The sequence below is a fragment of the Nocardiopsis sp. NPDC055824 genome (genome assembly GCF_053616335.1).
Window position 1 is genome coordinate 7835 of record NZ_JBSHDN010000061.1, and the last position, 24716, is coordinate 32550.

The 24716-nt window shown below is 74.6% G+C and carries 13 protein-coding genes; 6 read left to right on the plus strand and 7 right to left on the minus strand.

Annotated elements, in window-relative coordinates; all coding sequences use genetic code 11:
- A partial coding sequence (locus tag ACWGL3_RS14805) for a tetratricopeptide repeat protein (RefSeq protein WP_452461407.1) occupies positions 1 to 1314 on the plus strand: 1314 nt, incomplete at its 5' end.
- Positions 1315 to 1409: 95 nt separating this feature from the next.
- Here ACWGL3_RS14805 and ACWGL3_RS14810 read toward each other — a convergent pair.
- The 3 genes from ACWGL3_RS14810 to ACWGL3_RS14820 all read right to left on the minus strand — a co-directional run bounded on the left by ACWGL3_RS14810 (position 1410) and on the right by ACWGL3_RS14820 (position 3450).
- Positions 1410 to 1637: a hypothetical protein gene (locus ACWGL3_RS14810; RefSeq protein WP_267944947.1), complete on the minus strand. Its 228-nt coding sequence runs from the start codon at positions 1635 to 1637 to the stop codon at positions 1410 to 1412.
- A gap of 249 nt (positions 1638 to 1886) precedes the next feature.
- Positions 1887 to 2627 carry a class I SAM-dependent methyltransferase gene (locus ACWGL3_RS14815; protein ID WP_452461408.1) on the minus strand — a complete coding sequence of 247 codons (741 nt, stop codon included), beginning with the start codon at positions 2625 to 2627 and terminating at the stop codon, positions 1887 to 1889.
- Between the two features lie 25 nt (positions 2628 to 2652).
- Positions 2653 to 3450 (minus strand): thioesterase II family protein, encoded by a 798-nt coding sequence (locus tag ACWGL3_RS14820; protein ID WP_452461409.1) that lies wholly within the window; start codon positions 3448 to 3450, stop codon positions 2653 to 2655.
- Between the two features lie 233 nt (positions 3451 to 3683).
- On the opposite strand from ACWGL3_RS14820, the gene ACWGL3_RS14825 reads away from it, so the two are divergent.
- Complete coding sequence (locus ACWGL3_RS14825) at positions 3684 to 4886, plus strand: cytochrome P450 (RefSeq protein WP_452461410.1); 1203 nt, start codon at positions 3684 to 3686, stop codon at positions 4884 to 4886.
- Here the strand turns inward: ACWGL3_RS14825 and ACWGL3_RS14830 are convergent.
- Genes ACWGL3_RS14830 through ACWGL3_RS14845 form a run of 4 tightly spaced genes read right to left on the minus strand, consistent with a single transcriptional unit; the run spans position 4876 to position 20022 of the window.
- Positions 4876 to 6843: a Gfo/Idh/MocA family oxidoreductase gene (locus ACWGL3_RS14830; RefSeq protein WP_452461411.1), complete on the minus strand. Its 1968-nt coding sequence runs from the start codon at positions 6841 to 6843 to the stop codon at positions 4876 to 4878. The genes ACWGL3_RS14825 and ACWGL3_RS14830 overlap by 11 nt on opposite strands.
- On the minus strand, positions 6840 to 7985 hold the full coding sequence (locus ACWGL3_RS14835; protein WP_267944952.1) for an NAD(P)H-binding protein: 1146 nt from the start codon (positions 7983 to 7985) through the stop codon (positions 6840 to 6842). The genes ACWGL3_RS14830 and ACWGL3_RS14835 overlap by 4 nt, the downstream gene beginning before the upstream one ends.
- Complete coding sequence (locus tag ACWGL3_RS14840; protein ID WP_452461412.1) at positions 7982 to 13444, minus strand: amino acid adenylation domain-containing protein; 5463 nt, start codon at positions 13442 to 13444, stop codon at positions 7982 to 7984. Before ACWGL3_RS14840 ends, ACWGL3_RS14835 begins: the two co-directional genes overlap by 4 nt.
- Positions 13441 to 20022 (minus strand): amino acid adenylation domain-containing protein, encoded by a 6582-nt coding sequence (locus ACWGL3_RS14845; protein ID WP_452461413.1) that lies wholly within the window; start codon positions 20020 to 20022, stop codon positions 13441 to 13443. The genes ACWGL3_RS14840 and ACWGL3_RS14845 overlap by 4 nt, the downstream gene beginning before the upstream one ends.
- A gap of 171 nt (positions 20023 to 20193) precedes the next feature.
- On the opposite strand from ACWGL3_RS14845, the gene ACWGL3_RS14850 reads away from it, so the two are divergent.
- The 4 genes from ACWGL3_RS14850 (at position 20194) to ACWGL3_RS14865 (ending at position 24681) form a co-directional block, all read left to right on the plus strand.
- Positions 20194 to 21849, plus strand: coding sequence for a (2,3-dihydroxybenzoyl)adenylate synthase (locus ACWGL3_RS14850; protein WP_452461414.1), 1656 nt, complete (start codon positions 20194 to 20196; stop codon positions 21847 to 21849).
- 170 nt (positions 21850 to 22019) lie between these two features.
- The gene (locus tag ACWGL3_RS14855) at positions 22020 to 22217 is read left to right on the plus strand and encodes a ferredoxin (RefSeq protein WP_267944956.1); all 198 of its coding nucleotides are present in this window, start codon (positions 22020 to 22022) and stop codon (positions 22215 to 22217) included.
- Between the two features lie 225 nt (positions 22218 to 22442).
- Positions 22443 to 23765 (plus strand): salicylate synthase, encoded by a 1323-nt coding sequence (locus ACWGL3_RS14860; RefSeq protein WP_267944957.1) that lies wholly within the window; start codon positions 22443 to 22445, stop codon positions 23763 to 23765.
- A 58-nt stretch (positions 23766 to 23823) separates the two neighbouring features.
- The gene (locus ACWGL3_RS14865) at positions 23824 to 24681 is read left to right on the plus strand and encodes an SAM-dependent methyltransferase (protein ID WP_267944958.1); all 858 of its coding nucleotides are present in this window, start codon (positions 23824 to 23826) and stop codon (positions 24679 to 24681) included.
- Positions 24682 to 24716 lie beyond the last annotated feature (35 nt).

Here is a 24716-nt window from a genome sequence, read left to right on the forward strand (position 1 = left end):
CACCTACCCGACCTCGCCATGGCCCTCAACAACCGGGCCACCCGCCTGGCTCAACTGGGACGACCCGAACAAGCACTCCAGGCGATCGACGAAGCCCTCCAGCACTACCGGACCCTCGCCCGGCAGCTCCCCGACGCCCACCTACCCGACCTCGCCATGGCCCTCAACAACCGGGCCACCCGCCTGGCTCAACTGGGACGACCCGAACAAGCACTCCAGGCGATCGACGAAGCCGTCGACATCCGCCGCACCCTGGCCCGGCAACTACCGGACACCCACCTGCCCGACCTCGCAGGATCCCTGAACAACCAGGCCCTCCACATGTCCGACATGGGACAGGCCGAGCAAGCGCTCGAAGCCATCACCGAAGCCGTCCAGCACTACCGGCTCCTGGTCCAGCAGCGTACCGAAGCACACCTGCCCGCCCTTGCCATGGCTCTGAACAACCAGTCCACCCGCCTGGCAGAACTGGGACGACCCGAACAAGCACTCCAGGCGATCGACGAAGCCGTCGACATCCGCCGCACCCTGGCCCGACAGCTCCCCGACGCCTACCTGCCCGACCTCGCCTCGTCCCTGAACAACCAAGCACTCCGACTGAGCACGCTGGGCCAGACCGAACAGGCACTCGCAAGCATCACCGAAGCCGTCGACATCCGCCGCACCCTGGCCCGGCAACTACCGGACACCCACCTGCCCGAGCTCGCCATGGTCCTCAACAACCAATCCGTCCGCCTGGGTGCTCTGAAGCGAACCAAGGAAGCACTCGAAGCGATCGACGAAGCCGTGGACATCCGCCGTAACCTGGCCCGACAGCTCCCTGACGCCTACCTGCCCGACCTCGCCGCATCCCTGAACAACCAAGCGCTTCGCCTAGCCGACCTGGGCAGGACCGAAGAAGCCCTGAAGGCGATCACCGAAGCCGTGGACATCAGCCGCCGCCTGGCCCGGCAACGCCCCGACGTACACCTGCCCGACCTCGCCAGAGCCCTCAACAACCAAGCCCGCAGTCTGAGCGCGTTGGGACAATCCGAGCAAGCGCTCCGAGCGGTCACCGAAGCCGTCGGCGTCCGCCGCACCCTGGCCCGACAACTGCCCGACGCCTACCTGCCGGACCTCGCCGCGTCCCTGAACACCCAGGCCCGCCTCCTGAGCAAGCTGGGACAGACCGAACAGGCACTCGCGAGCATTACCGAGGACGTCCGGATCAGGACAGCTCTCGCAGAGAAGCGTCCTGCCCTGTACCAACGCGCGTTGGAGCACTCCCTCCGGCTGCTCGAGGACCTCAGGGGTTCCGGAACCGGCCGGAGGTAGGCACGACCGGCCGCCCCCGGGACCGAGGACCGTCCTGTGAATGAGCTCCGTCCCGTGACCCGCACCGGCCATGACCGAGGGCGTCCCCTTGGCGGTCAGCCCACTGGGCGCAAGTCCCCGCACCAGCTCTCGTACTCGACGCTGCCGGTCGGGAAGACGATCTCCAGGCCGACACGGCCGGTGTAGGAGTCGAACCTCTCGTGCACCGCGACGACAGGCTCCCCCGCATGACGGACGAACGGCGACCCGTGCGTCCACGGTGCGACCTCCACAGTGCCGTGCTCGCCCATGTCGTCACCGGAGCGGGGCGCGGCGTCGTCCACGACCAGGCACCAGTCGGAGCCGGTCGTCAGGTGAACGGCGTCGCCGAGGTCGTCGACGAGCCAGACCTCGACCGGCCTGGTCGGCGCGCACGTGCCACGTGGCCGTGACCTGCCGCACGCGGCGCCCGACCAGACGCGCCGGGTCCACCCCCGCTCCGTGCAGCGGGCACTCGCGTCGCGTCGTCGGCATCACCCGACGACCGTACCCGGCACCCCGCTCGAAGGCCACGGGGATGAGGAGGACGGCTCCTAGGCGCCCCGGACGGTGAGGACGCCGATCTCCGGCGCTCCGGGGAGGCCGGGCTCGCCGACCAGGCGTCCGTCCATGCCCGCCTCCTCGGCGAGGCGGGCGACGCTGAGGTTCTCCCACATGTAGGTGTCGCTGGTGCTGCGCACCACCTCGCCGTCGCGGAGGACCTTCCAGGTCGTCTCCCATCGCAGCAGGTCGCCCTCGACGGGTTCGGCCTGCGTCCACCACTCGTAGGTCTGCTCGCCGATGCGTTCGCGCAGCATGCGGAAGGGGGGGATGCTCCTGGCGGTGCCCGTGCCCATGAGTTCCACGACGATCGGGGCGCCGGGCGGGACGTGTTCGCCCAGCTTGCGCCAGAGCGCGACCCGCTCTTCCCCGGTCAGGTGCCCCAGCACGCCGAAGACGACCACCGCACCGACACTGTCGGGCAGGCGCAGGTGCTGGGCCGGCTCGGCGCTGATGGTCACGCGGCGGCGGAGGTCCTCCTTGCCGACGACGCGGCTGGTGAGCATCGCCCGCATGGGCGTGGACGGCTCCGCGGCGAGGATCGGGGTGTGCGGCAGGGCTGCGGCGATCACTTCCGTGATGCGGCCCGTGCCCGCCCCGATCTCGACGACGGGGCCGTGGGCGGGGTCGACGCCGGCCAGCGCCGTGCGCAGCGGTCCGGCGCTGGTGAGCACGTGGCGTGCGGCGACCATCTCGTAGAACTCGGCGGAGGCTGTGTAGTAGTCCGCGACCATGGTGATCTTCCTTGTCGTGACGGTCTCAGGGTGTGCTGGGCCAGGTGGGGGCGGTCTCGGTGGGCTCGTGGCCCAGGGCCCGGGCGATGGTCGCCGCGACCGCGCGGCGCTGTTGCACGAGGAAGAAGTGCCCGCCCGGGAACACCTCGGTCGTGACGTCGCCGGTCGTCGTGTTCTTCCAGGTCGCGGCGGCCTCCTCGGAGCACTCCGGGTCCTGTGCGCCGACGAACACGTGCACGGGCGTGTCGAGCGGTTCCGCCCGGGTCGGCCGGTAGGTCTCGATCAGCCGGTAGTCGTTGCGCACGTAGCCCAGGACCGCGGTCCGCAGCTCCTCGTCGGCCAGGACCTCCGGCGGGGTGCCGCCCAGCCGGGTGAGGTCGGCCGCCAGGTGGTCGTCGTCGCGCAGGTGGACGTCGCCGCGCTCGGCGTCGTGGGGGGAGGGCCGCCCCGAGGCGAACAGCCGGACCGGCGGCGGCAGCGACCTGCGGCGCGCCTCCACGGCCACCTCGTAGGCGACGGCGCTGCCCATGCTGTGCCCCAGGAGTGCGTAGGGGCGGTCCAGGAGGGGGTCGAGCGCGTCCACGACCGCGTCGACGACCTCGGGCATCGTGTCGACCATGGGGTCGCCGAAGCGGTCCTCGCGGCCGGGGTACTGCACGGTCAGCGCCTCGATGCCGGGGGGCAGCAGGTACTGCCACGGTCGCAGCGAGGACGCCGATCCCCCGGCGTGGGGCAGGCAGATGAGGCGCACGTCCGCCCGGGGGCGGTGCCGGGGCCGGCGCAGCCACGGGCTGAGGGGCGCTTGCCGCGGGTCCATGGTCATTCTTCTCCTCGCATTCTTTCCTGTGAAAAAAGAATGGCTTTTAATGGCGTCGCCATTGGCGACCCCGGTGACATTGGTCTCGCATTGCGGACGATCCATCATATTGGAGATCGAACCCGCGGACTGTAAAGTTATGAATGAAGAACGGTTGATCCCTCCATTTCTCCGAGCTTTCTCGTGGTATCCGCAATCCGAACAGAAGGGCTGGTGTCCCCGTGTCCGACGCCGACCGAGTGAACCTTCCGGCTTTCCCCATGCCGCGCGAGTGCCCGTTCTCGGCCCCGCGCGCCTACGCCGACCTGCGCCGGCGGGGGCCCGTGGCCCGGGTGGCCCTGCCGACCGGCCGCACGGCCTGGGTGGTCACCGGCTACGAGGAGGTCCGCGCGGTGCTCGCCGACACCCGCGTGAGCGCGGACATCCGCCGTCCGGGATTTCCGGCGCTGGTGGAAGGAGAACAGGAGGCCGGCACGAAGACGACGCCGTTCATCCGCATGGACCCGCCCGAGCACTCCCGGTTCCGGCGGATGCTGCTCGCCGAGATGACGGTGCGCAAGGCCCGCCGGATGCGCCGCGACATCCAGCGGATCGTCGACGACCGGATCGACGAATTGCTGAACTACGGCCCGCCCGCCGACCTGGTGACCCATTTCGCCCACGTGGTCTCCAGCACCGTCATGTGCGAGCTGGTCGGCCTGCGCCGCGGCGACCAGCTGTTCCGGCGCGTCACGGAGACCCTGGGCTCGCAGGTCTTCGGCGGGGGCGGCAGCACCGCCGAGGGGGCCAGCGAGGGCATCGGCGCCCTGGGCGCGGTGGTGGAGGACGCCGTGCGCGCGAAGGAGGAGGACCCCGGCGAGGACCTGCTGAGCCGGCTGGTCCACGAGCGGTTGCGGTCCGGCGAGCTGACCCGGCAGGAACTGGTGACCACGATCAGTATCCTGATCGTCGCGGGGTGGGAGACCACCACCAACCAGATCGCCCTGAGCGTGCTCGCCCTGCTCCAGCGGCCGGACCTGCTCGAACGGCTGCGGCGCGACCCCGCGGTACTCCCGCAGGCGGTCGAGGAGCTCCTGCGGACCCTGTCCGTGGGCGACTCCATCGCCCTGCGCACCGCCACCGAGGACATCGAGGTCGGCGGGACCGTGATCCCCGCCGGCGACGGGATCATCCCGCTGCTGGCGGCCGCCGACCACGACCCCGCCGTCTTCCCCGACCCGGAGCGGATCGACTTCGACCGCACCGGCAGGACCCACGTGGCGTTCAGCTACGGGATCCACCAGTGCGTCGGCCAGAACGTCGCCCGCCTCGAACTCGGCGTCGCCATCGGCACCCTGGTCGACCGGATGCCGGGCCTGCGGGCGGCGGAGCCGTTCGAGTCGGTCCGCTTCCGTCACGACGGCATCGCCTTCGGACCCGAACGGGTACTCGTCACGTGGTGACCGCCCCGTCCCCCGGCGCCGTGAGCGTGCCCAGGTAGGGCACGCCCGCGGCGTGGGGCGCGGGCGGCGGTGCGAGGCGCAGACCGCTCTCCCGGGCGAGCTGTTCGAGCTCCAGCGTGTACCAGCGGTACTGCTCGCGGACCGTGCGGACGGGCTCGCCCCCGCGGAGGACGCGCCACTCGGTGTCGAGCCGCATCCGGTCCGGCCCGTCCGGTCGGCCGGACATCCACCACTCGTACCGCTGTTCGCCGAGTTCGGCGTGGCGCAGCAGGGTGGGGCCCATCCTCATGGGCTCGCGCATCCCCGTCAGCTCGACGACGATCGGGGCGCCGGGCGCCAGGCGCTCCGCCAGTCCCCGCAGGAGGTCCCTCCGCAGGTCCGGGTCGAGGTGGCCCAGCACCCCGCAGATGACGACCCCGCACAGCCGGTCGGGCAGCACCCCCGGTTCCAGCAGGCGTTCCGCGGCGTGCGGGAGGACGGTCACCCGCTGCGCGAGCCCGGGGTCGTCGCCGACCCTGCCCGTGAGCAGGGCGCGCATCCCCGCCGCGGGTTCGGCGGCGATCACCCGGCAGTCGGGGTAGGCCGCCGCGACCTGCCGGGTGACCAGTCCGCTGCCCGCCCCGACGTCCACCAGCGGGCCGTTCCGGGGGTCGATCCCGCTCAGGCACGCCACGACCGCGGGACCCGTGCGCGCGGTGTGCTCGCGGGCGCCGAGGTCGAAGAACTCCGCCGCCTCGTTGTAGTCCGACAGGTCCGCCGCGTGCGGGCGGGCCGGATCACCGGGAGGGGCCGGGGCCGGCCTCGCGGTCGCCCCCGGCCCGGACGCGGCGGGCTCCGCCAGGGCGTCGGCGCCCGGCGCCGCGAGCACATCCGGCGCCAGGGGCTCGGGGGCGGGGGGACGGATCAGCTCCGGCGGCCCCAGGCGTTCCATCAGCTCCCGCCAGAGGGCGAAGACCGCCAGGTCCTGCTGGGCCGACCGGAGCGGGTCCCCGCCCTCGGCGACGGCCGCGGCGAACCCGTCGAGGGCCTCGCCGATCGCCTCGGGCCACAGCTCGGAGAAGATGTCGAAGATCCGGGGCGGCGGTCCCGCCTGGCCCAGGACCGCCGACGCGGGCAGCCGCAGCGACTCGGCCCCGGTTCCGGGCGTGAACACCAACCGGTGCCCGGAGTCGCGGGGGGAGTGGATCCGCGGGTGCCACAGCACGGGCCCGTGGGTGTCGGCCAGGGTCAGGACCCCCCCTTCGGTCCCCACCGCCACGCGGTGCCAGAAGAGGGAGTGGTTGTCCCGGTCCCCGGGGTGGATCTGGTTGTGCACCCGCAGTGTCAGCGGGGCCCCGGCGATGGCCCCGTGCAGCAGGCTCAGCGGCGCCTCCCCCTTCGCCGCCGCCACGACGTCCTCGGTCGGTGGAACGGGATCGCCCAGCCTCCAGGGGCGGGTGCCGCCCAGGGCGCGCGCCAGGATGTCGATCAGGGGGGCCAGGACGTGGACCGGGGCCGCCGCGTCGACGAACAGGACACGCTGCAGCCGGCGCAGTCGGCGCGCCGCCTCGATGAACTCGCGCACCGGCGCCACGTGGGGGTAGTGGGTGTTGACCTGGAACTGCCGGCCGGCCTTCCTCGCAGTGCGCAGGGACTCCGACAGCTCGTCGGGGTGCAGCGGGTGCTCCTGGAGCACGTGCACGCCCCTGGCGAGCAGGGTGCGCGCGAGTTCGGACCCCTGGCCCCCCATGACCGCCGCGGGCACCGCCACGACGGCCGCGTCGATGTCGGCGGGGAGCCCGTCCGGGGAGGTGTAGCAGGGCACGCCGTGCCGTTCGGCCAGTTCCCGGGAGTGGCTGCTGCCCGTGGAGAGGAGCCCCGCGAGGGTGAACCCGGGGTGGCGCCGGACGGCGTCGATGTAGAGGCGGCCGAAGTTCGTGCCGCAGACGACGGTGCGCAGCGGTGCCGGCGCGTTCACAGCTCACCGTCCTCGACGGCCTCGGCCGCGTCGCCGGGGACCGGCGGTGCGGCGGCGTGGTGGTGGACCGCGAACTCCGCGTCCCCGTTGGCCCTCAGCGCCTCCACCGTGGCCTGCGGGTCCATCGCCTGGGCCGCGTAGTGCAGCCCCTTGCCGATGCGGCCGGCCAGGACGTCCAGGGCCGCGAGCGCCGCGACGGCTCCGGTGAGCCGGTAGCTGCTGTCGCAGTGGACCACGCAGGTGCGCGCCCAGTCCCGGCCCGAGAGGCTGAACACCAGCCGGTAGTAGGGCACGCCGCCCGCGGCGTCGACCTCGGCGGCGCGCCGGATGCGCCCGGTCACCGCGTCGCGCTGCTCGGCGGTGTCCATCGGCAGGGTCGGCAGCGCGGTGAGCAGCTCGCGCACCTGTGTTCCGGGGAGGACGTTGTACCAGTCGGCCTCGGCCAGGTCCATGCGCGCGGCCAGGCGCTCCACCTCGGTGGTCAGGAGCGGTTGCAGGGCGACCGGGTGGGGGAAGTAGGGGGCCTGGGCGCTGTCGGCCACCCGCAGGACCCCCGGGGCGCGGCGGCCGTGCCGCCAGGCCGCGAGGGGGTGGCCGAAGCGCTCGCCGCCCGCTCCCCCGGTGTCCAGGGAGAGCACGATGTCGGCCGCCACGCTCTCGGTCGCGTGCTCCAGCCCGCCCGCGTAGCCGGTCATCCTGAGCGCCGGCCCGTTCGCGGGGCCGGCCCCGGCGAGCCAGAGGGGGACCAGGCCCGCCAGGCCGGGGACGGTCCCGGCCGACAGGACGACGCAGCGGTCCGGCCCGACCGCGCCCGACTCCGCCAGGGACTCGTGGACGGGGTCGTCGCCCATGACGTCGACGACGTCGGCGCCCGCGGCCAGTCCGGCCAGCGCGACGGTGTCCTTGAGGAGGTAGCTGGGACCGGCGCAGTTGACCAGCAGGGTGCAGCCGTCGCTGAACCGGGCGAGCGAGGCGGGGTCGGAGGCGTCGACCCCGACGGTCTCGCTGCCCTCGGGCCAGGGGCCCGGGGGGACGGCGGAGGGCCGCCGGGCCCCCAGGCGCAGCGGGCCCGCGCCGGCCTCGGCCAGGGCCGCGGCGGTGTGGCGCCCGACCGCGCCGGAGGCGCCGATGATGCCGATCAAGAGGTCTTCCCTTCGATGATCTCGTGCAGGTGGTCGTCGACCGTGGGGACGTTCTCACCCGTCATGCAGGTGAAGTGCTCGCCCGGGATGTCGCGGGTGCGCAGTTCGCCGAGGCAGATCCTCGCCCAGTGGTCGGCGATGGTGTCGGCGCTGCCGGGGAAGGGGTAGGCGCCGTTGTGCCGCAGGAAGGTGATGTCGCCCGCGTAGGGCTCGGCCCGGTGCCGGCTCAGCGCGAAGGTGCTCTGCTGGTAGGTGCGCAGGGCCCGCAGCAGGCCCTCGGGCTGGTAGGTGTCGGCGAGCTCGGGCGGCAGCGCCTCGCACATGCGGGTCACCCGGGCCATGCGCGGCACCGCCTCCAGTGCCTCGAAGGCGGCCGCGACGTCGGCGAACTCCCCGTCCAGGTCGGCGATCGCGCCGTCCAGGACGGCCTCGGGAGAGCGGTCGAGCACGGCGGAGACCGCCTCGCCCACGCGCTCGGAGTCGGCGGGGAACCCGATGTGGGCCGGGTCCATGCCCATCATGAGCGAGAAGGAGTACTCCGAGAGCAGCTCGTCGTCGATGCGGAAGGTCGGGCTGTGGCTGCTGATGACCGTGAGGCTGCGGACGGTGGCGCCGGCTTCGGCGATCCCCCGGGCCACCTCGGTGGCGATGACCCCGCCCACGCAGTAGCCGACGACGTCGACCCGCGTGTGTCCGGCGTCGAGCAGGGCGCGCACGTATTCGGCCGCCGTGCGGTCGATGAGCCCGTTCGGGTCGGCGTTGCGGAAGTTCTCGGGCGCCGGCAGCTCCAGGCCCACCAGCCCGTGTCCTTCACCGGAACGGGCGCGGAGCCGGGTGACCAGGGGCCGGTACGGCAGCAGGGTCCCCGTTCCGGCGTGCACGAGCACGGTCACCGGGGCGCCGGGCTCGGGCCGGATCAGCTCCACCAGCGGCGAGTTCTCGGCGTCCGCCTCCGCCTCGGGGGCGGAGAGCTCCCGCAGGTAGGCGGCGAGGCCGGCGATGGTCGGCCGGCGCAGCAGGTGGCGCAGGACGACCTCCCACTCGAGGTCCCATTCGTGGCCGGCCAGCCCGTCGCGCAGCCGTCCGACGATCCGGGCCACCAGCAGCGAGTCGCCGCCCAGCGCGAAGAGGTCGTCGTCGCGTCCGATGCGCTCCGTCTCGAGCAGCTCTGCCCACAGGGCCGCCAGTGCGCGCTCGAGGTCGTCGCGGGGGTTCTGGTCGCCGGCCTCCTCGGCGGGGCCGGCGCCCAGTTCGAGCGAACGCTTCTCCAGCGCGCCGCGGTCCAGCTTGCCGTTCTCCGTCCTCGGCAGGGCGTCGACGACCTCCCACTGGGAGGGCACCGAGTACTCGGGGAGCAGTTCGTGGCCGCGGCGCGTCAGCGACGCCACCTCGACCGGCTCCTGCAGGGGCTTGGCACGGACCAGGTAGAGGTGCTGGCCGAAGGCCCGGGCCGTTCCGGTGTCCTCGGGGAACGCGGCGGCGACCTGGTGGCCGCGGCCGCGGAACAGCTCCTGCCACTGCTCGTGGCGCAGGAACGTCTGCTCCTGCTCCTGACGGACGTCGGTGAACGGTCCCGCGTGCTCGGCCGTGAACTCCGCGGAGATCCGGAGCGCGTGGTCGTCGTCGTCGGTGTTGGCCAGCAGGAGCATCCACCCGCCCGGCGCCACCAGGGTGGAGAGGCGCTCCAGGGCCTCTTCCACGTCGGGGAGGTTGTCCAGGACGCCGACGCAGACCAGCAGGTCCACGGAGTTGCGGGCCAGCCCCTGCCCGGCGGGGTCCTGCGCGGGGTCGAAGGCCGCGCAGCGCACGCGCGGGTCGTCGGCGAAGTCCTGCTCGAACACGGACCGGTTCTGCGCCGACGCGTCGGTCCCCAGGTAGTCGACCCGGTGGTCGGCCAGGGCGGGCAGCAGGTCGCCGGCCACGCCGCCGCCGCGCAGCCCGACCTCCATGATCCGCAGCGGTTCGGCGGTGTCGCGGGTGCGTGCGATCTCGGCGGCCGCGGCGGCCAGGACCGAGCGCAGCGCGGAGGAGCCGGCGTTCGCGGCGTAGGCGGCGGTCAGCGCCCGCGGGTCGGCGCCGGAGAACGGCCGGGCCGCCTCCTCCCGCCCGGCGACCAGGTCGGCCAGGTGCTCGGCTCCGGCACGCACCGTGGCGAACAGTTCGGGACTCCACCGCGCCTTCTTCTCGAGGCGGGCGGCCTCGTCCCAGGCGCGGGCGGTGGCCTGCGGGCCGGGGGCGCGCAGGCCGGCGAGCTTCCCGCCGGGGGTGCGCTCCAGGAGGCCGTCCGTGACGAGCCCCCGGATCCAGCGCCGCACCAGGCGGTGGTGTGCGGGGGCCGCTCCCAGCGCGTCGCACACCTGTTCCGGTGTGAGCTCGCCGCCCCCGGCGAAGGCCGGGGCGAGCGTGTCGGCGATGGACGCCGCGGCCGCCTCGCCGAGCGCGGCGCGGAACGCGGCGAGTCCGTCGAGGTCCACCCGCTGTCCGGCCTGCCGGGCGGCGTCGCGGACGGCGGGGAGCAGTGTCTGCGGGAGCGGGAGGGGGGTGTCGCGGTGGGCGGGTTCGACGAAGGCCGTCAGGCTCTGGCCCGCGCCCGTGGGCCCGGATCCGCGCCCGCCGGTGAGCACGACCGCCGCGGCGCCCACCTCCGGCAGCGACTCCACCGCCGCCTGGACCTCGCCGAGCTCGATCCGGTAGCCGCGGATCTTGACCTGCTGGTCCTCGCGCCCGAGGAACTCGATCACCCCGTCGGGCCAGTAGCGGCCCATGTCGCCGGTGCGGTAGAGGCGCTCACCGGTCTCCGGGTGCCGGATGAACCGGGCCGCCGTCCGCTCCTCGTCGCCGAAGTAGCCCTGGGCCAGCCCGATGCCCCCGATGTACAGCTCGCCCACGACCAGGTCGGGACAGGGCCGCAGCGCCGTGTCGAGGACGTGGAACGTCTGGTTGTCCATCGGCCTGCCGTAGGGGATGCTGCGCCAGGAGGGGTCGACCCGGTCGATCGGGTGGTGGATGGACCAGATCGACGCCTCGGTGGCGCCGCCCAGGCTGTGCACCGCCATGTTCGGGGCCCAGGTCCGCACGGCCTCGGGCAGCGCGGTGGGGATCCAGTCGCCCGACAGCAGCGCGACGCGCAGGGAGGGCAGGGGCGGGTCGTCGGCGCGCAAGTAGTCGTGCACCATCTGCAGCTGTCCGGGCACCGAGTTCCAGAAGGTGACCTTCGCGGACCGGACGGTCTCGATCCACTCGGAGGGGTCTCCGCGGCGCGCGGGGTCGGGCAGCACCACGGCGGCCCCCACCGCCAGCGGGCCGAAGACGTCGTAGACGGAGAGGTCGAAACCGAGCTGGGCCAGTGCGAGGACGCGGTCGTCGGCGGTCACCCCGAACCTGCGGTTGACGTCGGTGACCGTGTTCAGCGCCGCGGCGTGGCTGATCATGACGCCCTTGGGGGCGCCGGTCGACCCCGAGGTGTAGATGACGTAGGCCAGGTCGTCGGGGCCGGTGTCGGGCCGCGGCGGCGGGCCGGAGGCGAGGGGAAGGCTGTCGACGGCGACGGTGGTGCATCCCGGGGGCCACTCCCCCTCCTCCACCAGCCAGGACTGGGTCAGCACGACCGAGGCCCCGGCGTCGGTGAGGATCGCCGTACGGCGGCGCGCCGGCTGCGTGGTGTCCAGGGGGAGGTAGGCGGCGCCCGCCATCAGGGCGCCCAGGACGCCGGCGACCTGCTCCCACCCCTTCTCCATCGTGACGGCGACCAGGTCGCCCGCGCCGACGCCGGCGGCGCCCAGCGCCCGTGCGACCGCCGTCGCGCGCCCGACCAGCTCGCCGTAGGTCAGCGAGCGGTCCCGGTCGATCACGGCGACGCGCCCGGGGTCGCGCTCGGCTGCGGCCAGCACCCCCTCGTGCAGCAGGGCGCGCGGCACCGGGGCGGCGGTGTCGTTGACCCGCTCGCGGACGGCGCGGGTGCCCTCCGGCAGTTCGATGCGGGCCGCCTCGTTCCAGGCGTCCGGGTCCTCGGCGAGACGGGTCATGAGGGCGGTGAAGGCGGCGAAGAGGTCGGCGGCGGTGTCACCGCCCAGGACCCCTTCGCGCACGTCCCAGCTCAGGGCCAGTTCGTCGGCGCGCTCCATCACCTGGCAGTCCAGCCAGACCTGCGGGGTCTGGGTCTGGGCGTGGCGGATGGCCGCGGCGGGCCGGCGGGCCGCCGCCGAGCCGAGCGTGCTGGTGAACACGACCGGCATGAGCACGGTGTCGCTGTCGCTGCGCCGGGTGAGGTCGGCCAGGACCTGGCTCCCGGTGTACAGGGAGTGCGCCAGGTCCTCCAGCAGGGTGTCGCGCAGGGTGGCCGCGCGTTCGGCGAACGTCTGCGCGGGCCGCAGGTCGACGGCGAGGAGTTCGACCGCGGTGAAGTCCCCCACGAGGCGGTCGACGTCGGCGTGCAGGGGCAGGCGGGTGAAGGTGGGGACGTTGAGCGTGAACTGCGGGCTGCGGCTCCAGCGGCCCAGCACCTCGGCGTAGGCGGCCATCGCGGCGGCCGAGGCGGTGACCCCGGCGCGGGCGGCGTTGGCCTCGAAGGACGCGCGCTGCTCGGCGCCCAGGATCTCCTCGAAGCGCCGGAAGGCGCCGACCCGGCCGCCGTCGGCGGGCAGCGGCAGGTCGGGGGCGGGGGGCAGGGTGGGCAGCCGCCGGGTCCAGTAGTCGCGGGCGCGGTCGTACTCGCCGGTGAGCGTCTGGTTGCGGCGCGCCAGGACGTAGTCGCGGAAACCGATCTCCGGGGTCCCGGTCTCCCGGCCGTGGTAGGTGTCCTCCAGTTCGGACAGGACCAGCAGCAGGCTGGCGTAGTCGACGATGAGCTGGTCGATCGACAGGTGCAGGACGAGTTCGTCGGCGCAGCGCGTCATCCGCAGCTCGAACAGCGGCGGAACGTCGGTGGGCGGAACCCTGGAGGCGAGTTCCCGGCGCACCAGGTCCACGCGCTCCTCGACCTCGGCGGGGGTGGCGCCGCGCAGGTCGGCGGTCGGCACCGGCGTCTCCGGGATCTCGGGCAGGACCTCCTGGAAGCCGTCGGGGTGGACCACCGCGCGCAGCATGCCGTGGCGGCGCACCACGGACCACCAGCTCTCCTGGAGCCGCTCCGGGTCGGTGTCGGCCGGGAAGGAGAGTTCGACGTAGACGTGGCAGGCCACCCCGCCGTACCCGTAGGCGCTGCCGCGGCCGATCAGGTAGGCCGCCTGGATGTCGGTCAGCGGGAAGGGGGTTCCGGCCGACTCGGGGTCGGGGGTGATGCGGGTGGCGAGGCGGCGGGCGGTCAGGTGGGCGAGGACCTCGGCGCGGTTCTCGCGCAGCAGCGCCTTGCGCTCCTCGGTCAGCACGCCCTTGGGGGCGCGGAACCGCAGGGCGCCGTCGTCCTCCCAGAGCCGGATGCCGTCCTTCTCCATCTCGGAAACGAGCTGATGGGCGTTCATAGGATTCCGCTTTCTTCGTCGTCGCGGGAGGCGAGCGCGTGGTCGACCTGTCGTGCCAGGTCGGCGAGGGTGGATGCGGTGAGGAAGGAACGGACCGAGATCTCGACGCCGAACGCCTCGCCCGTGGCTGTGACCAGGCGCAGGGCGCTCAGGCTGTCGCCGCCGGCGGCGAAGAAGTCGGCGTGGCGGTGCTCGGCCCCGGCGCCCAGGAGCTCGGTCCACAGGGCGGCGACGCGGATCTCGGTCTCGCCCGTGGGCGGTCCCGACGCGGCGCGCTCCCGGACGGCGGCCTCCTCGGCCAGCGCGCCGCGGTCCACGGCGCCCGCGGCGGTCAGGGGCAGGCGGGGCAGGCGGGTGATCCGGGCCGGGACCGCGAAGGGGGGCAGCAGGCCGGACAGGTGGCGGGAGAGGCCGTCGGGCTCCTCCCCGTCGGCGGTCACCGTGTAGGCGTGGAGGCGGCGTTCGCGTCCCTCCCCCACGGTGACCACCGCCGCGTGGACGACGCCCGGGTGCGACTCGACGGCGCCCTCGACCGCGCCGATGTCGACGCGGCGGCCGTTGAGCCAGACCTGCGGGTCGGGACCGAGGAACTCGACGGCGCCGCCGGGCAGGTACCGGGCACGGGTCCCGGTCGGGCGGAGCCGCCCGGCCGGGTCGGACGCCCCGGCCGTGGCCGGGTCGGGCACGGCGTCGGGGCCTGCGATCCAGAGGTCGCCGATCACCTGGTCGGGGCATTCGCGGCCCGCGGAGTCCACCACGCGCAACCGGTGGCCCGCCAGGGGCCGCCCGGAGGGCGTCGAGCGGTCCGCGTCGGCGTCGAGCTCGACGGCGCTCGCCCAGCCGGCGCTGCCACGGCCGCCGTGCAGCGCGACGAGCCGGCCGCCGCCGGTGGCCCGGCGCAGGCGCCCGGCCAGTCCGGTGCCCACCCGGTCGCCCGAGACGAGCGCCAGGCGCAGGTCGCGCAGCGGCGTCCCCTCGCCGGCAGGGGCCGCCGCGATCAGCTCGTCGAGCAGCATCGGCGGGCCGTTCCACACCGTCGCGCCGTGCTCGGCGGCCAGCGCGGCCGCGGCGCGGGGGTCGGTCACGACGTCGGTCGCGGGGCACACCAGTGCGCCGCCGGCGCCGAGCGGCCCGAACACGCTGAACGCGCCCACGGCCGCCGCCGGGGGGTCGCCCGCGAGCACCCGGTCCCGCGCGTCGATCCCGAACCGCTGGCGCACCGCGGCGATCGTCGCCACCGCCGAGCGGTGGTCGACGGACTCGACCGCGGCGTCCTCCCCGTCCGGGCCCGCCTGGACGGTGACGTAGGCCCTCGCCCCGGGGTCGGCGGCGACCGCGGTCCGCAGGGGTTCGGCGGCGGCGAGGTCGGCGAGTTCGGCCTGGTCGGGTCCGTCCGCGCGGCCGGGGCCGACGATCGAGACGCGGGCTCCGGCCGCCCGCCGGTCGTGTTCGCGTCGCGAGGGGGGCGCCCCCGGGTCGCCCAGCAGGTAGGCCGCGCCGGTGGAGAGCACCCCCAGGATCGCGACGACCCGGTCGGCTCCGGGGGGCAGGGTGATCGCGACGACGTCGCCGGGGCCCGTGCCCCGCTCGGCCAGGCCGCCCGCGACCCGGGCGGCCCGCGCGGCGAGTCCGCCGTAGGTGAGGGGTTCGCGGCCGAGGGCGCCGAGGACGGCGGGGCGGTCCGGGTCCTCCTGGGCCCGGCGCAGGACCTCGCCGTGGAGGGTGCCCTCCGCGGCGGCGGGGAGGGTTCCCTGGGCGGGACGGCGCGTGTCCGCCTGGGCGTGCGGGAGCACCGGCGGGGCGGCCGTGTCCCAGTCGTTCCCGGCCAGCCAGGCCAGCATCGTGTTGTAGGCGTCGAACATGGAGTCGAGCACGCCGGGACGGAACAGTTCCTCGATGGCGTCCCAGGTGACCATGACGCCGCCCTGGGACTCGGTGACCTGGTTGTCCAGGAGCACCTGCGGGGTCTGGGAGATGCCCCACACCTTTTCGGGGAAACCGTCGGAGAGGTCCTTGACGGTGCGGTCGCCCACCCCGACGGAGCTGCTGAAGACCACGGGCATGGCCGCGTCGACCGCCCCGGTGCGCTTGGCGAGCTCCTGCAGCAGCCAGGTCACGGAGGCCTCGCGGTGGTCGAGGTCCTCGCTCATGACGCGCTGCAGGCGGTGCGCGGCGGCCGGCCACGGCTCCCCGGGGCGCGGCTCGTAGCCGAGCAGGGACACCGAGGTGAAGTCGCCCATGATCAGGTCGATGTGGGGGTGGACCGGCTGCCGGTTGAACAGGGTGAGGTTGACCGCCACCTCCGGGTGGTCGCTCCAGGCCGACAGGACCTCCGCGTAGCAGGTCAGCAGGACGACCGACGGTGTCAGGCCGTGGGCGCGGGCCTTGTCGGTGATCGCCTCCCAGGCCTGCGCGCGGAGGGGGCGCCGGCGGCGGGTGAAACGGGGGTGCTCCACGGTGGAGGGGTCGGCGACCAGCGGGAGCGCGGGTGCGGGCGGCAGTGTCCGGAGCCGGCGCGTCCAGTGCCGGCGCGCGTGCTCGACCGCGTCGGGGTCGGGTTCGGACTGCAGGACGTAGTCGCGGAAGGAGACGTCGATCGGCTCCAGCTCCGCCCCGGGGTCGCTGTAGAGCCGGTCGAGCTCTCCGTACAGGGCGATGATCGAGGCGGCGTCGAGGACGATGTAGTCGAGCCCGATCGCCAGGCGCGTGCGCGTGGCGCCTCCGCTGGGATAGCGCACGGCCCGCAGCTCGAACAGGGGCCACCGGGTCAGGTCGATGCTCAGGTGGGAGGCCTCCTCGCGCAGCGCGGCCAGGGCCTGCGCGGCCTCCTCCTCGGTGGCCGCCTCCGTGACGGCCACCGTGACCGGCGGCGTCTGCGGCAGGATGCGCTGGCGTCCGTCCTCGTCGAAGACGGCGCGCAGCATCTCGTGCCGGTCCACCAGGGCCGTCCAGGCGCGTGTGAACCGGTCGAGGTCGACGTCGGCGCCGTCGAACTCGCTGTAGTGGTAGGTGCCCACGCCGCCGAGGGAGAGCCTGCTGTCGCGTCCGATCCAGAACGCCCGCTGGACGTCGGTCATCGGGAAGGGCAGGTGGCGGTTGGCGGTGTCGCCCTCGCCCAGGACGGTGCCGGTCGGCGGTTCCTGCCGGGTGAGGGTGGCGGCGAAGTCGGCCAGCGCGGGGGAGGCGAACAGGCCAGCGACCCGTGCGCCACCCGCGCCGCGCTCGCGCAGGGCGCCGATCATCCGGGTGGCCAGGAGCGAGTCGCCGCCCAGGGCGAAGAACCCGTCGTCGCGCCGGATGCCCTTGACGTCCAGGAGCTCGCCCCAGACCTCGGCCACCACGGTCTCGGCCCACCCGCGCGGGGACCCGTCCCCGTCGCCGTCGTCCTCGGGGGCGCGGCCGGTCGCGGCCGTGGCCAGGACCTCGGCGCGCCGGCGGTCGGGCTTGCCGTTGGCGGTCAGGGGGAGGGCGTCCACCAGCACGATCTGGGTGGGGACCATGTAGGAGGGGAGGTTGCGCTCCAGGGTGGCGCGGAGCTCCGCCTCGGCCGCCGGCCCCGCCGCCGCGGCGGCCACCAGGGCGAGCCTGCGCGGTGTGCCGGTGACGAGCGCCACCGCGGCCGGGACGCCCGGACACGAGGCGGCGGCGGCTTCGACCTCGCCGAGCTCGATGCGGTGTCCGCGCAGTTTCACCTGGTGGTCGGCGCGGCCGAGGAACTCCAGGACGCCGTCGGAGCGGTAGCGTGCCCGGTCGCCGGTGCGGTACCACCTGCGGCCCTGGTCGGTGACGAACTTCTCGGCGGTGCGCCCGGGGTCGCCGCGGTAGGCGGTCGCCAGTCCCGCGCCGCTGACCCAGAGCTCGCCCGGGACCCAGTCGGGGCGGTCGCGGCCGTGGTGGTCCACGACCCGGGTGCGCATGTTGGGCAGCGGGAGGCCCCACGGGATCGACGTCCACGAGGGGTCGACCCGGTCGACCTCGAACACCGTGGAGTGCACGGCGGCCTCGGTCATCCCGCCCAGGGCGGTGAACCGCGCCTTCGGGGCCAGGGCGCGCAGGCGCCCGGGCTGGTCGAGGCCGACCCAGTCGCCGCCGAGCAGGACGAACCGCAGCCGGTCGCCGAAGCCGCCGGGGCGCGACTCGGCGGCGGTCAGCACCATGTCGAGCAGGGCGGGCACGCAGTTCAGGAGCGTGACGCCGTGCTCGCGCATCAGCGCGACCCAGTGGTGGGCGTCGCGGCGGGCCTCGTCCGAGACGAGGACCACCGACCCTCCCGCGGACAGGGGGGCGAAGAGGTCGTAGACGGACATGTCGAAGTCCAGGTCCGCGAGGGCCAGCCCGCGGTCCCGCGGTCCCACGTCGAAGCGGTCGTTCAGCGCGGCGATCGTGTTGACGGCCGCCCCGTGGGAGACCTCCACGCCCTTCGGGACCCCGGTGGATCCCGAGGTGAAGATGACGTAGGCGGTCGCGTCGAGGGGCTGTGCGAGGTCCGGCGGCGCGGGTGCGCACCCGTCCGCGTCCTCGACCAGCACGACCGGCGGTCCGGTGCGGCCCCGCGCCGGGCCGGTGGGCCGGTCGGCGTGCGCGGCGTCGGTGAGCAGGGCCGCGGCGTCGGCCGCGGCCAGGATGCGCGCCGTGCGCTCGGCGGGCTGTTCCACCCCGACGGGGACGTAGGCGGCGCCGGCGCCCAGGACCCCGAGCACCGCGGCGACCTGTGCCGCGCCCCGGGGCAGGCTGACCGCCACGGCGTCGCCCGGCGCCACCCCGGCCCCGGCCAGCAGCGCGCTGACACGGCCCGCGCGGTCTGCGAGCGCGCCGTAGGTCACCGGTTCGCCGGCGTCGGGGATCAGGGCGAGGGCGTCGGGGTGTTCGCGGGCGGCGCGGAAGAAGCCCTCGTGCAGCCGCTCGGTCACGGCGGGCGCGTCGGTGGCGTTGGCCGCGGCGCGCACGCGCGCCTGGTCCTCGGGGAGCGGCAGGCGCACGGGCCCGGTCCAGGCCGAGGGGTCGTCGACGAGGGAGTCGACGAGGTCGCGGTAGGCCGCGAACGCCGCCTCGGGGACGCCGGGCTCGAACGCGCGGTACCGCACGTCCCAGTTCAGGAGGAGCCCGCCGTCGAGTTCGGTCACCTGTGCGTCCAGCCAGACCTGCGGGCCCTGGGAGATGATCCACACGGGCTCGCCGAACGCGGCCCTGACCTCGGAGTCGTAGACCTCGCCCAGCCCCAGTGCGCTGGTGTAGACGACGGGGGCCAGGGCCGGAACGCCGTCGGAGGCTCGGGAGAGGTCGCGGAGCACCTCGACGCCGGAGTAGGAGCCGTGGGCGGCCGCCGTGCGCAGGCGGGTCTGCACGTGGCGCGCGGACTCGGCGAAGGTGCGCTCCTCGGTGAGGTCGACGTCGAGCAGGATCGAGCTGCTGAAGTCCCCGACCAGCGACTCGGCCCCTTCCACGTCCAGGTCGCGGTGGAAGAGCGGGAGGTTGAGCAGGAACCTCGGGGAGTCGCTCCAGGCCCCGAGGGTCTCGGCGAAGGCGCCCGCCAGCGCGGCGGCGGGGGTGACCCCGTGGCCGCGCGCGGCGGCCAGCAGCCGCTGCTTGCGCTCGGGGTCGAGCCAGTGGTGCAGCCGGGTGGTCGGGTGGAAGCGCGGTGCGGCCGAGTCCGGGTCGAGGGGGTCCACGACGGTGGGCAGGGCCGGCGGGGCGCTCAGCGACTCCAGGCGCCCGCTCCACCAGGCGCGGTCCTCCTCGCGTTCCCGCTCCCGCGCGGTCCCGACGGCGTCCAGGTAGGCGCGGTAGTCCAGGGGGAGCTCCGGAAGGCCGGCGCCGGGGTCGGTGTAGAGCAGCTGGAGGTCGCGCAGCAGGACCCGCATGCTCGCGGCGTCGGCCGCCAGCATGTCGAGGTCGATGTGCAACCGGGTGGCCCCGCCGGGCAGGAGCGTCAGCGCGAGGTCGAACACCTCGCCGCGCTCGACGTCCATCCGCCGGTGGGTGTAGTGCTCGCGCAGTTCGGCCAGCTGCCGCTCGACCCGCTCGGCCGTCTCCGCGCTCAGGTCCCGCACGGTCAGCGCGGGGCCGGGCGGGTGGTCCAGGACGCGCTGGCGGCCGTCGTCGAGCACGGTGACCCGCAGCATGCCGTGGCGGCGGCGCAGTGCCGTCACGGCGGTCTCCAGGCGCACCGGGTCGACGGCCGAGCCGTCGAGCTCGGCGTAGAAGTGCGCTCCGACCCCGCCGAGGGGCTGGCCCTCCTGGCGGCCGATCCAGTAGGCGTGCTGCATGGCGGCGAGCGGGAAGGGTGTGCCGGGGCCCTCCGCGTCGGTGCGGGCTTCCTGGGCGGGGGCGGCCGGCGCCAGGAGCCGCTGCCAACCGCGCAGGGTCGCCGCTTCCGCGAGTTCGTCGAAGCCGGCCCCGACGCCGGAGCGCCGCCACCTCGCGGCCAGGCGCATCAGGGCGATGGAGTCCAGACCGAGCTCGAACAGGTCGTCATCAGGGCCGATCTCCTCCGGGGGGATGCTCAACAGCGCGGCGACGGCGTCGCGCAGCTCCCCCTCCGTCGTGGGCACCGTTGGCGGACCGGCTGGCAGCGACACGCGTGATCGTCTCCTTGGCTGGCGGCGGGCTCGGGGGTTCCGGCCCGGTTCCGGCGGGGGTCGGGGGGCCGATGGTACAGATGAAAACGAAAACCGTTATCTTTTTTATCCTAAGCGCGGCATCGAGCGCGATCCCCCACTTGTGTGGCGAAGAACGCAAAAGGAGCAGAGATGACGAAGAGTGCGAACCCGCCCGAGGCGTCGGCACCGGACTGGCCGGGGTGGCCGGAGGAGGCGCGCGAGCGCTACCGGGCGGCCGGCTTCTGGCGCGAGGAGGTCCTGGCCGACGTGCTGGCGCGGCAGGCGCAGCGACGCCCCGACGCCGTCGCGCTCGTCGACGGCGACCGCCGGTGGACCTACGCCGAACTGGCCTCGGAGGCGGGAGCGGTGGCGGCGGGGCTCCACCGCCGGGGGGTGCGCCGGGGCGACCGGGTGGTGGTGCAGCTGCCCAACCGGGCGGAGTTCCTGCTGCTCTGGTTCGGACTGCAGTACCTCGGCGCCGTTCCGGTCCACGCCATGCCCGGCCACCGCGGCCACGAGATCTCCCACCTGCTGCGGACCACCGGGGCGGTCGGCTACGCCGTGGCCGACCGCCACGCGCGCTTCGACTACCGGACCCTGGCCGCGTCCGTGCTCGAGGAGCACGAAGAGCTGCGCCACGTGATCGTCGTCGGTGACACCGGCGGCCTGGAAGGCGCCGTCGGCTTCGGGGAACTGCGCGCCGACGCCCCCGCGAACAGCGCCCCCGCCCCGGACCGGCCCGACCCCGGGGACATCGCGCTCCTGCTGCTCTCCGGGGGGACGACGGGGACGCCCAAGCTCATTGCGCGCACGCACCAGGACTACGGCTACAACGCCCGCGCCGCCGCGGCCGCCTGCGGCCTCACCGCGGACAGCGTCTACCTCGCCGCGCTGCCCGCCGCCTTCAACTTCACGATGTGCTGTCCGGGGATCCTCGGCACGCTGACCGCGGGCGGCACGATGGTCATGGCGCCCAGCCCCGCCCCCGAGACGGCGTTCCCCCTGATCGCCCGCGAGGGCGTGACCGTGACGGCGCTCAGCCCCCCGATGGTGCCCGTGTGGTTGGAGGCCTACGCCGACCGGGCTCCGGGCACGGCCGAGCTCGAGAGCCTCTCGGTCCTGCAGGTGGGGGGAGCGCGGTTGGCCGACGACCTGGCGCGCCGCGTCCGCCCCACCCTGGGGTGCGGCCTCCAGCAGGTGTTCGGCATGGCCGAGGGCCTGATCAACGTCACCCGGCTCGACGACCCCGAGGAGCTGGTGTGCACCACCCAGGGGCGGCCCATCTCGCCCGGCGACGAGGTGCGGGTGGTCGACGGGGCCGGCGCCCCGGTGCCCGTCGGCGCCGTGGGCGAGCTGCTGACCCGGGGCCCCTACACGCTGCGCGGCTACTACCGCTCCCCCGAACTCGCCACCACGCACTTCACGCCCGACGGGTTCTACCGGACCGGCGATCTCGTCCGGCTCCGCCCGAGCGGCCACATCGACGTCGTCGGCCGGGTGAAGGACCAGATCAACCGCGGCGGGGAGAAGATCGACGCCACCGAGGTCGAGGGCCAGCTGCTCGCCTACCCGGGCGTGTCCGCGGCCGCACTGGTGGCCGCCCCCGACCCCGACCTCGGCGAGCGCTCGGTCGCCTTCCTGGTCTGCGCGGGCGCCCCGCCCACCGTCCGCGAACTCGCCGCCTTCCTGCGCGGCAGGGGCCTGGCCGGCTACAAGTCCCCCGACCGGATCGAGGCCGTCGACGCGTTCCCCCTGACCGCGGTCGGCAAGGTCGACAAGAACGCGCTGCGCGAGCGGAGCCGCTGAGTGGCGGCACCACCCTGTGCGACCGGAGCGGCACGCACAGCGCTGCGACCCCGGCCACACGGGCGCGCGCTTCGCTTGAAAACGATAATCATTTACGATCGGTTCGGTGGCGCCCCCGGGCGCCCGGCGGCCCTGACCGGGCCGCTCCACAGTGAAGAGGACGTCCCCGCGTGCGCATCACCGTCCACCCCGAGGTCTGCATCGGCGCCGGCCAGTGCGTCGTCGCCGCCGACCGCGTGTTCGACCAGGGCGAGGAGGACGGGCTCGTGCGCCTGCGCACCGACCGCCCCGGCCCCGCCGACGCCGCGCACGTGCGCAACGCGGTCGACCGCTGCCCCTCCGGCGCGATCGAGCTCACCTCGGGCTGACGTCGCACTCCCCCGCTCCCCGTCCCCCGCCCTCCCTGGGCCCGCGTCCGCCCCGGGCCGACACCCTCTCGCGGCGGGCCGCGGCCGTGGAGCGGGCCGCGTCCGGCGCGCACGTCCGCCGCAGGGGCGGCCGTCCTCGCCGCCCTCGAAACAAGACCGGAGAAACATGTTGACCACGGGTACACCGGAGGCGGCCTGCGGGCCGTCCGGGGCAAGGAGCCGACCGTGAGCCGTAGCGAAACCGAACAGGTCGAAGGGCCGCTCGACCCCGTCGAGGCCGCCGCCCGGCTCGCGGGCTCGGGGCTCTTCCCCGAATACGTCCTCTACGAACGCGAGGGGGTCTGGCGCTTCGGCGGCGGCGAGCGGTGGGGCGTCGACCTCGACAGCGACCGGGTCACGGTCCGCGCCGCCGACGGGACCTCGGACTCCCGCGCCTACACCGGCAGCCCCGCCGACGCTCTGGCGGAGGCCCTGGCCGGACTGCCCGACCCGTCCTGGCGGGCCTACGGCTGGGTGGGGTTCGACTTCGCGCTCCGCTCCCGCGGGGCGGCCCCGGCCGCCGGCGGCGGAGCCGCGCGGCTGGCCCGCCTCATCGTGCCCCGGACCGAGGTCCGCATCACCGCCGACGGGGCCCGGATCAGCGGGGGCGAGGCGCAGCTGCGCCAGAAGGTGCGCTCCCTGCTCCTCGAACCGGTCGCCTCCCCCGCACGGCCCCGCGCCACCCTCGACCCGCAGGCCGACCCCCACGGCTACCGCGCGCTCGTGGGCGAGGCCCTCGCCGAGATCGACCGCGGCGACTACCACAAGGTGATCCTCTCCCGGAAGGTCGACCTGCCCTTCCCCGTCGACATCCCCGCCACCTACGCGGTCGGCCGCAGGGCCAACACCCCGGCCCGGTCCTTCCTGCTGGACCTCGACGGGCTCCGCAGCGCGGGCTTCAGCCCCGAACTGGTCGTCACGGTCGGACCCGACCGCGAGGTCTCGACCAACCCGCTCGCGGGCACCCGGGCGGCGGGGCGCGGTACGGCGGCGGACACCGCCGCACGCGCCGAGCTGGAGGCCGACCCCAAGGAGATCCACGAGCACGCCATCTCGGTCCGCGAAGCCGTCACGGAGATGCGGTCGGTGTGCGCCCCGGACTCCGTCGCGGTGTCCGACTTCATGAGCGTCTCGGTCCGCGGCAGCGTCCAGCACCTGGCCTCCACCGTGAGGGGGCGCCTGGAGGAGGGGGCCACCCCGTGGCACGCCTTCGAGGCGCTGTTCCCGGCGATCACGGCGTCGGGGATCCCCAAGCCGCAGGCGATCGAGGCGATCACCCGTCTGGAGGAGGGGCGCGGACTGTACTCCGGGGCCGTGGTCACCGCCACGTCCCGGGGCGAGCTCGACGCCGCGCTGGTCCTGCGCGCCGTCTACGAGGAGCAGGGCCGGGCCTGGCTCCGCGCGGGCGCCGGCATCGTGTCCGGTTCCCGCCCCGAACGCGAATTCGAGGAGACCGGCGAGAAGCTGGCCAGCGTACTGCCCCACCTCGTGCCCGCGGCGCGACCGTGACCGCGCCGACGAACGAGCACCACCGTCCCCGCTGTGAGAGAGCCGAGGCAGTCACACCATGACAGACATCCAGAAGAACGGGCTGGTCCCCTACCTGCTCGCCAACCGGGCCTTCGTCGCCCCGGCCGTCGAACAGGCCGTCGGGGCGATGAACCTGTCCGGGCGCACACGCCTGCTCGACGCGGGAACCGGAGCCGGGGGCGGGCTGGTGGCGCTGGCCCGGGCGGCCGGCCCGGGGGCCCGCGTCCTGGCCGTCGACCGCAACGCCGACGTGCTGGACCTGGCCCGTGAGCACGCACGGGCCGAGGGGGTCTCGGACCGGGTCCAGGTGCGCGCCGCCGACCTGGTCGACGTGCTCGACGAGGCCGCCGGCTCCGGCGACGGGTTCGACGCGATCTGGGCCTCGGACGTGGTCTGGCCCGGCAACTTCGACGACCCCCGGGCCCTGGTGGCACGCGCCGCGCGCGCCCTGGCCCCCGGCGGCGTGCTGGGCCTGTTCACCAGCAACTACTACCAGGCCATGTTCCTGCCCGGTCACTCGCGGCTGGAGCGGGCGGCGCGCACCGCCTCCGAGCTCAACTGGGGGATCCCCTCCGGGGGACCCGCCCACTACGAGCTCCACACGGTCTGGATGGAGGCCGCGGGGCTGCTCGACGTGCACGTGAACGTCTTCCCGCGGGTGGGCTCGCCCGTGGACGCCGACCCGACCGTGCGCCCCTACCTGGAGAACGCCGTCTGGCCGGAACTGCGCGAATCGCTGGTCAAACGCGGCGCCGACGCGGGTCTGAGCAGTGACGAGGTCGCCGAGGCCGAACGGCTCCTGACCCCGGGTCACCCGGACTACATCGTCGACACCGCGGGCTACTACATGGTCCACCCGACCCTGCTCGCCGTGGGGCGGCGCCCCTCGGACTGAGACGGGCGACCGGCCGGCCCCCGTCCCCCGGGGGC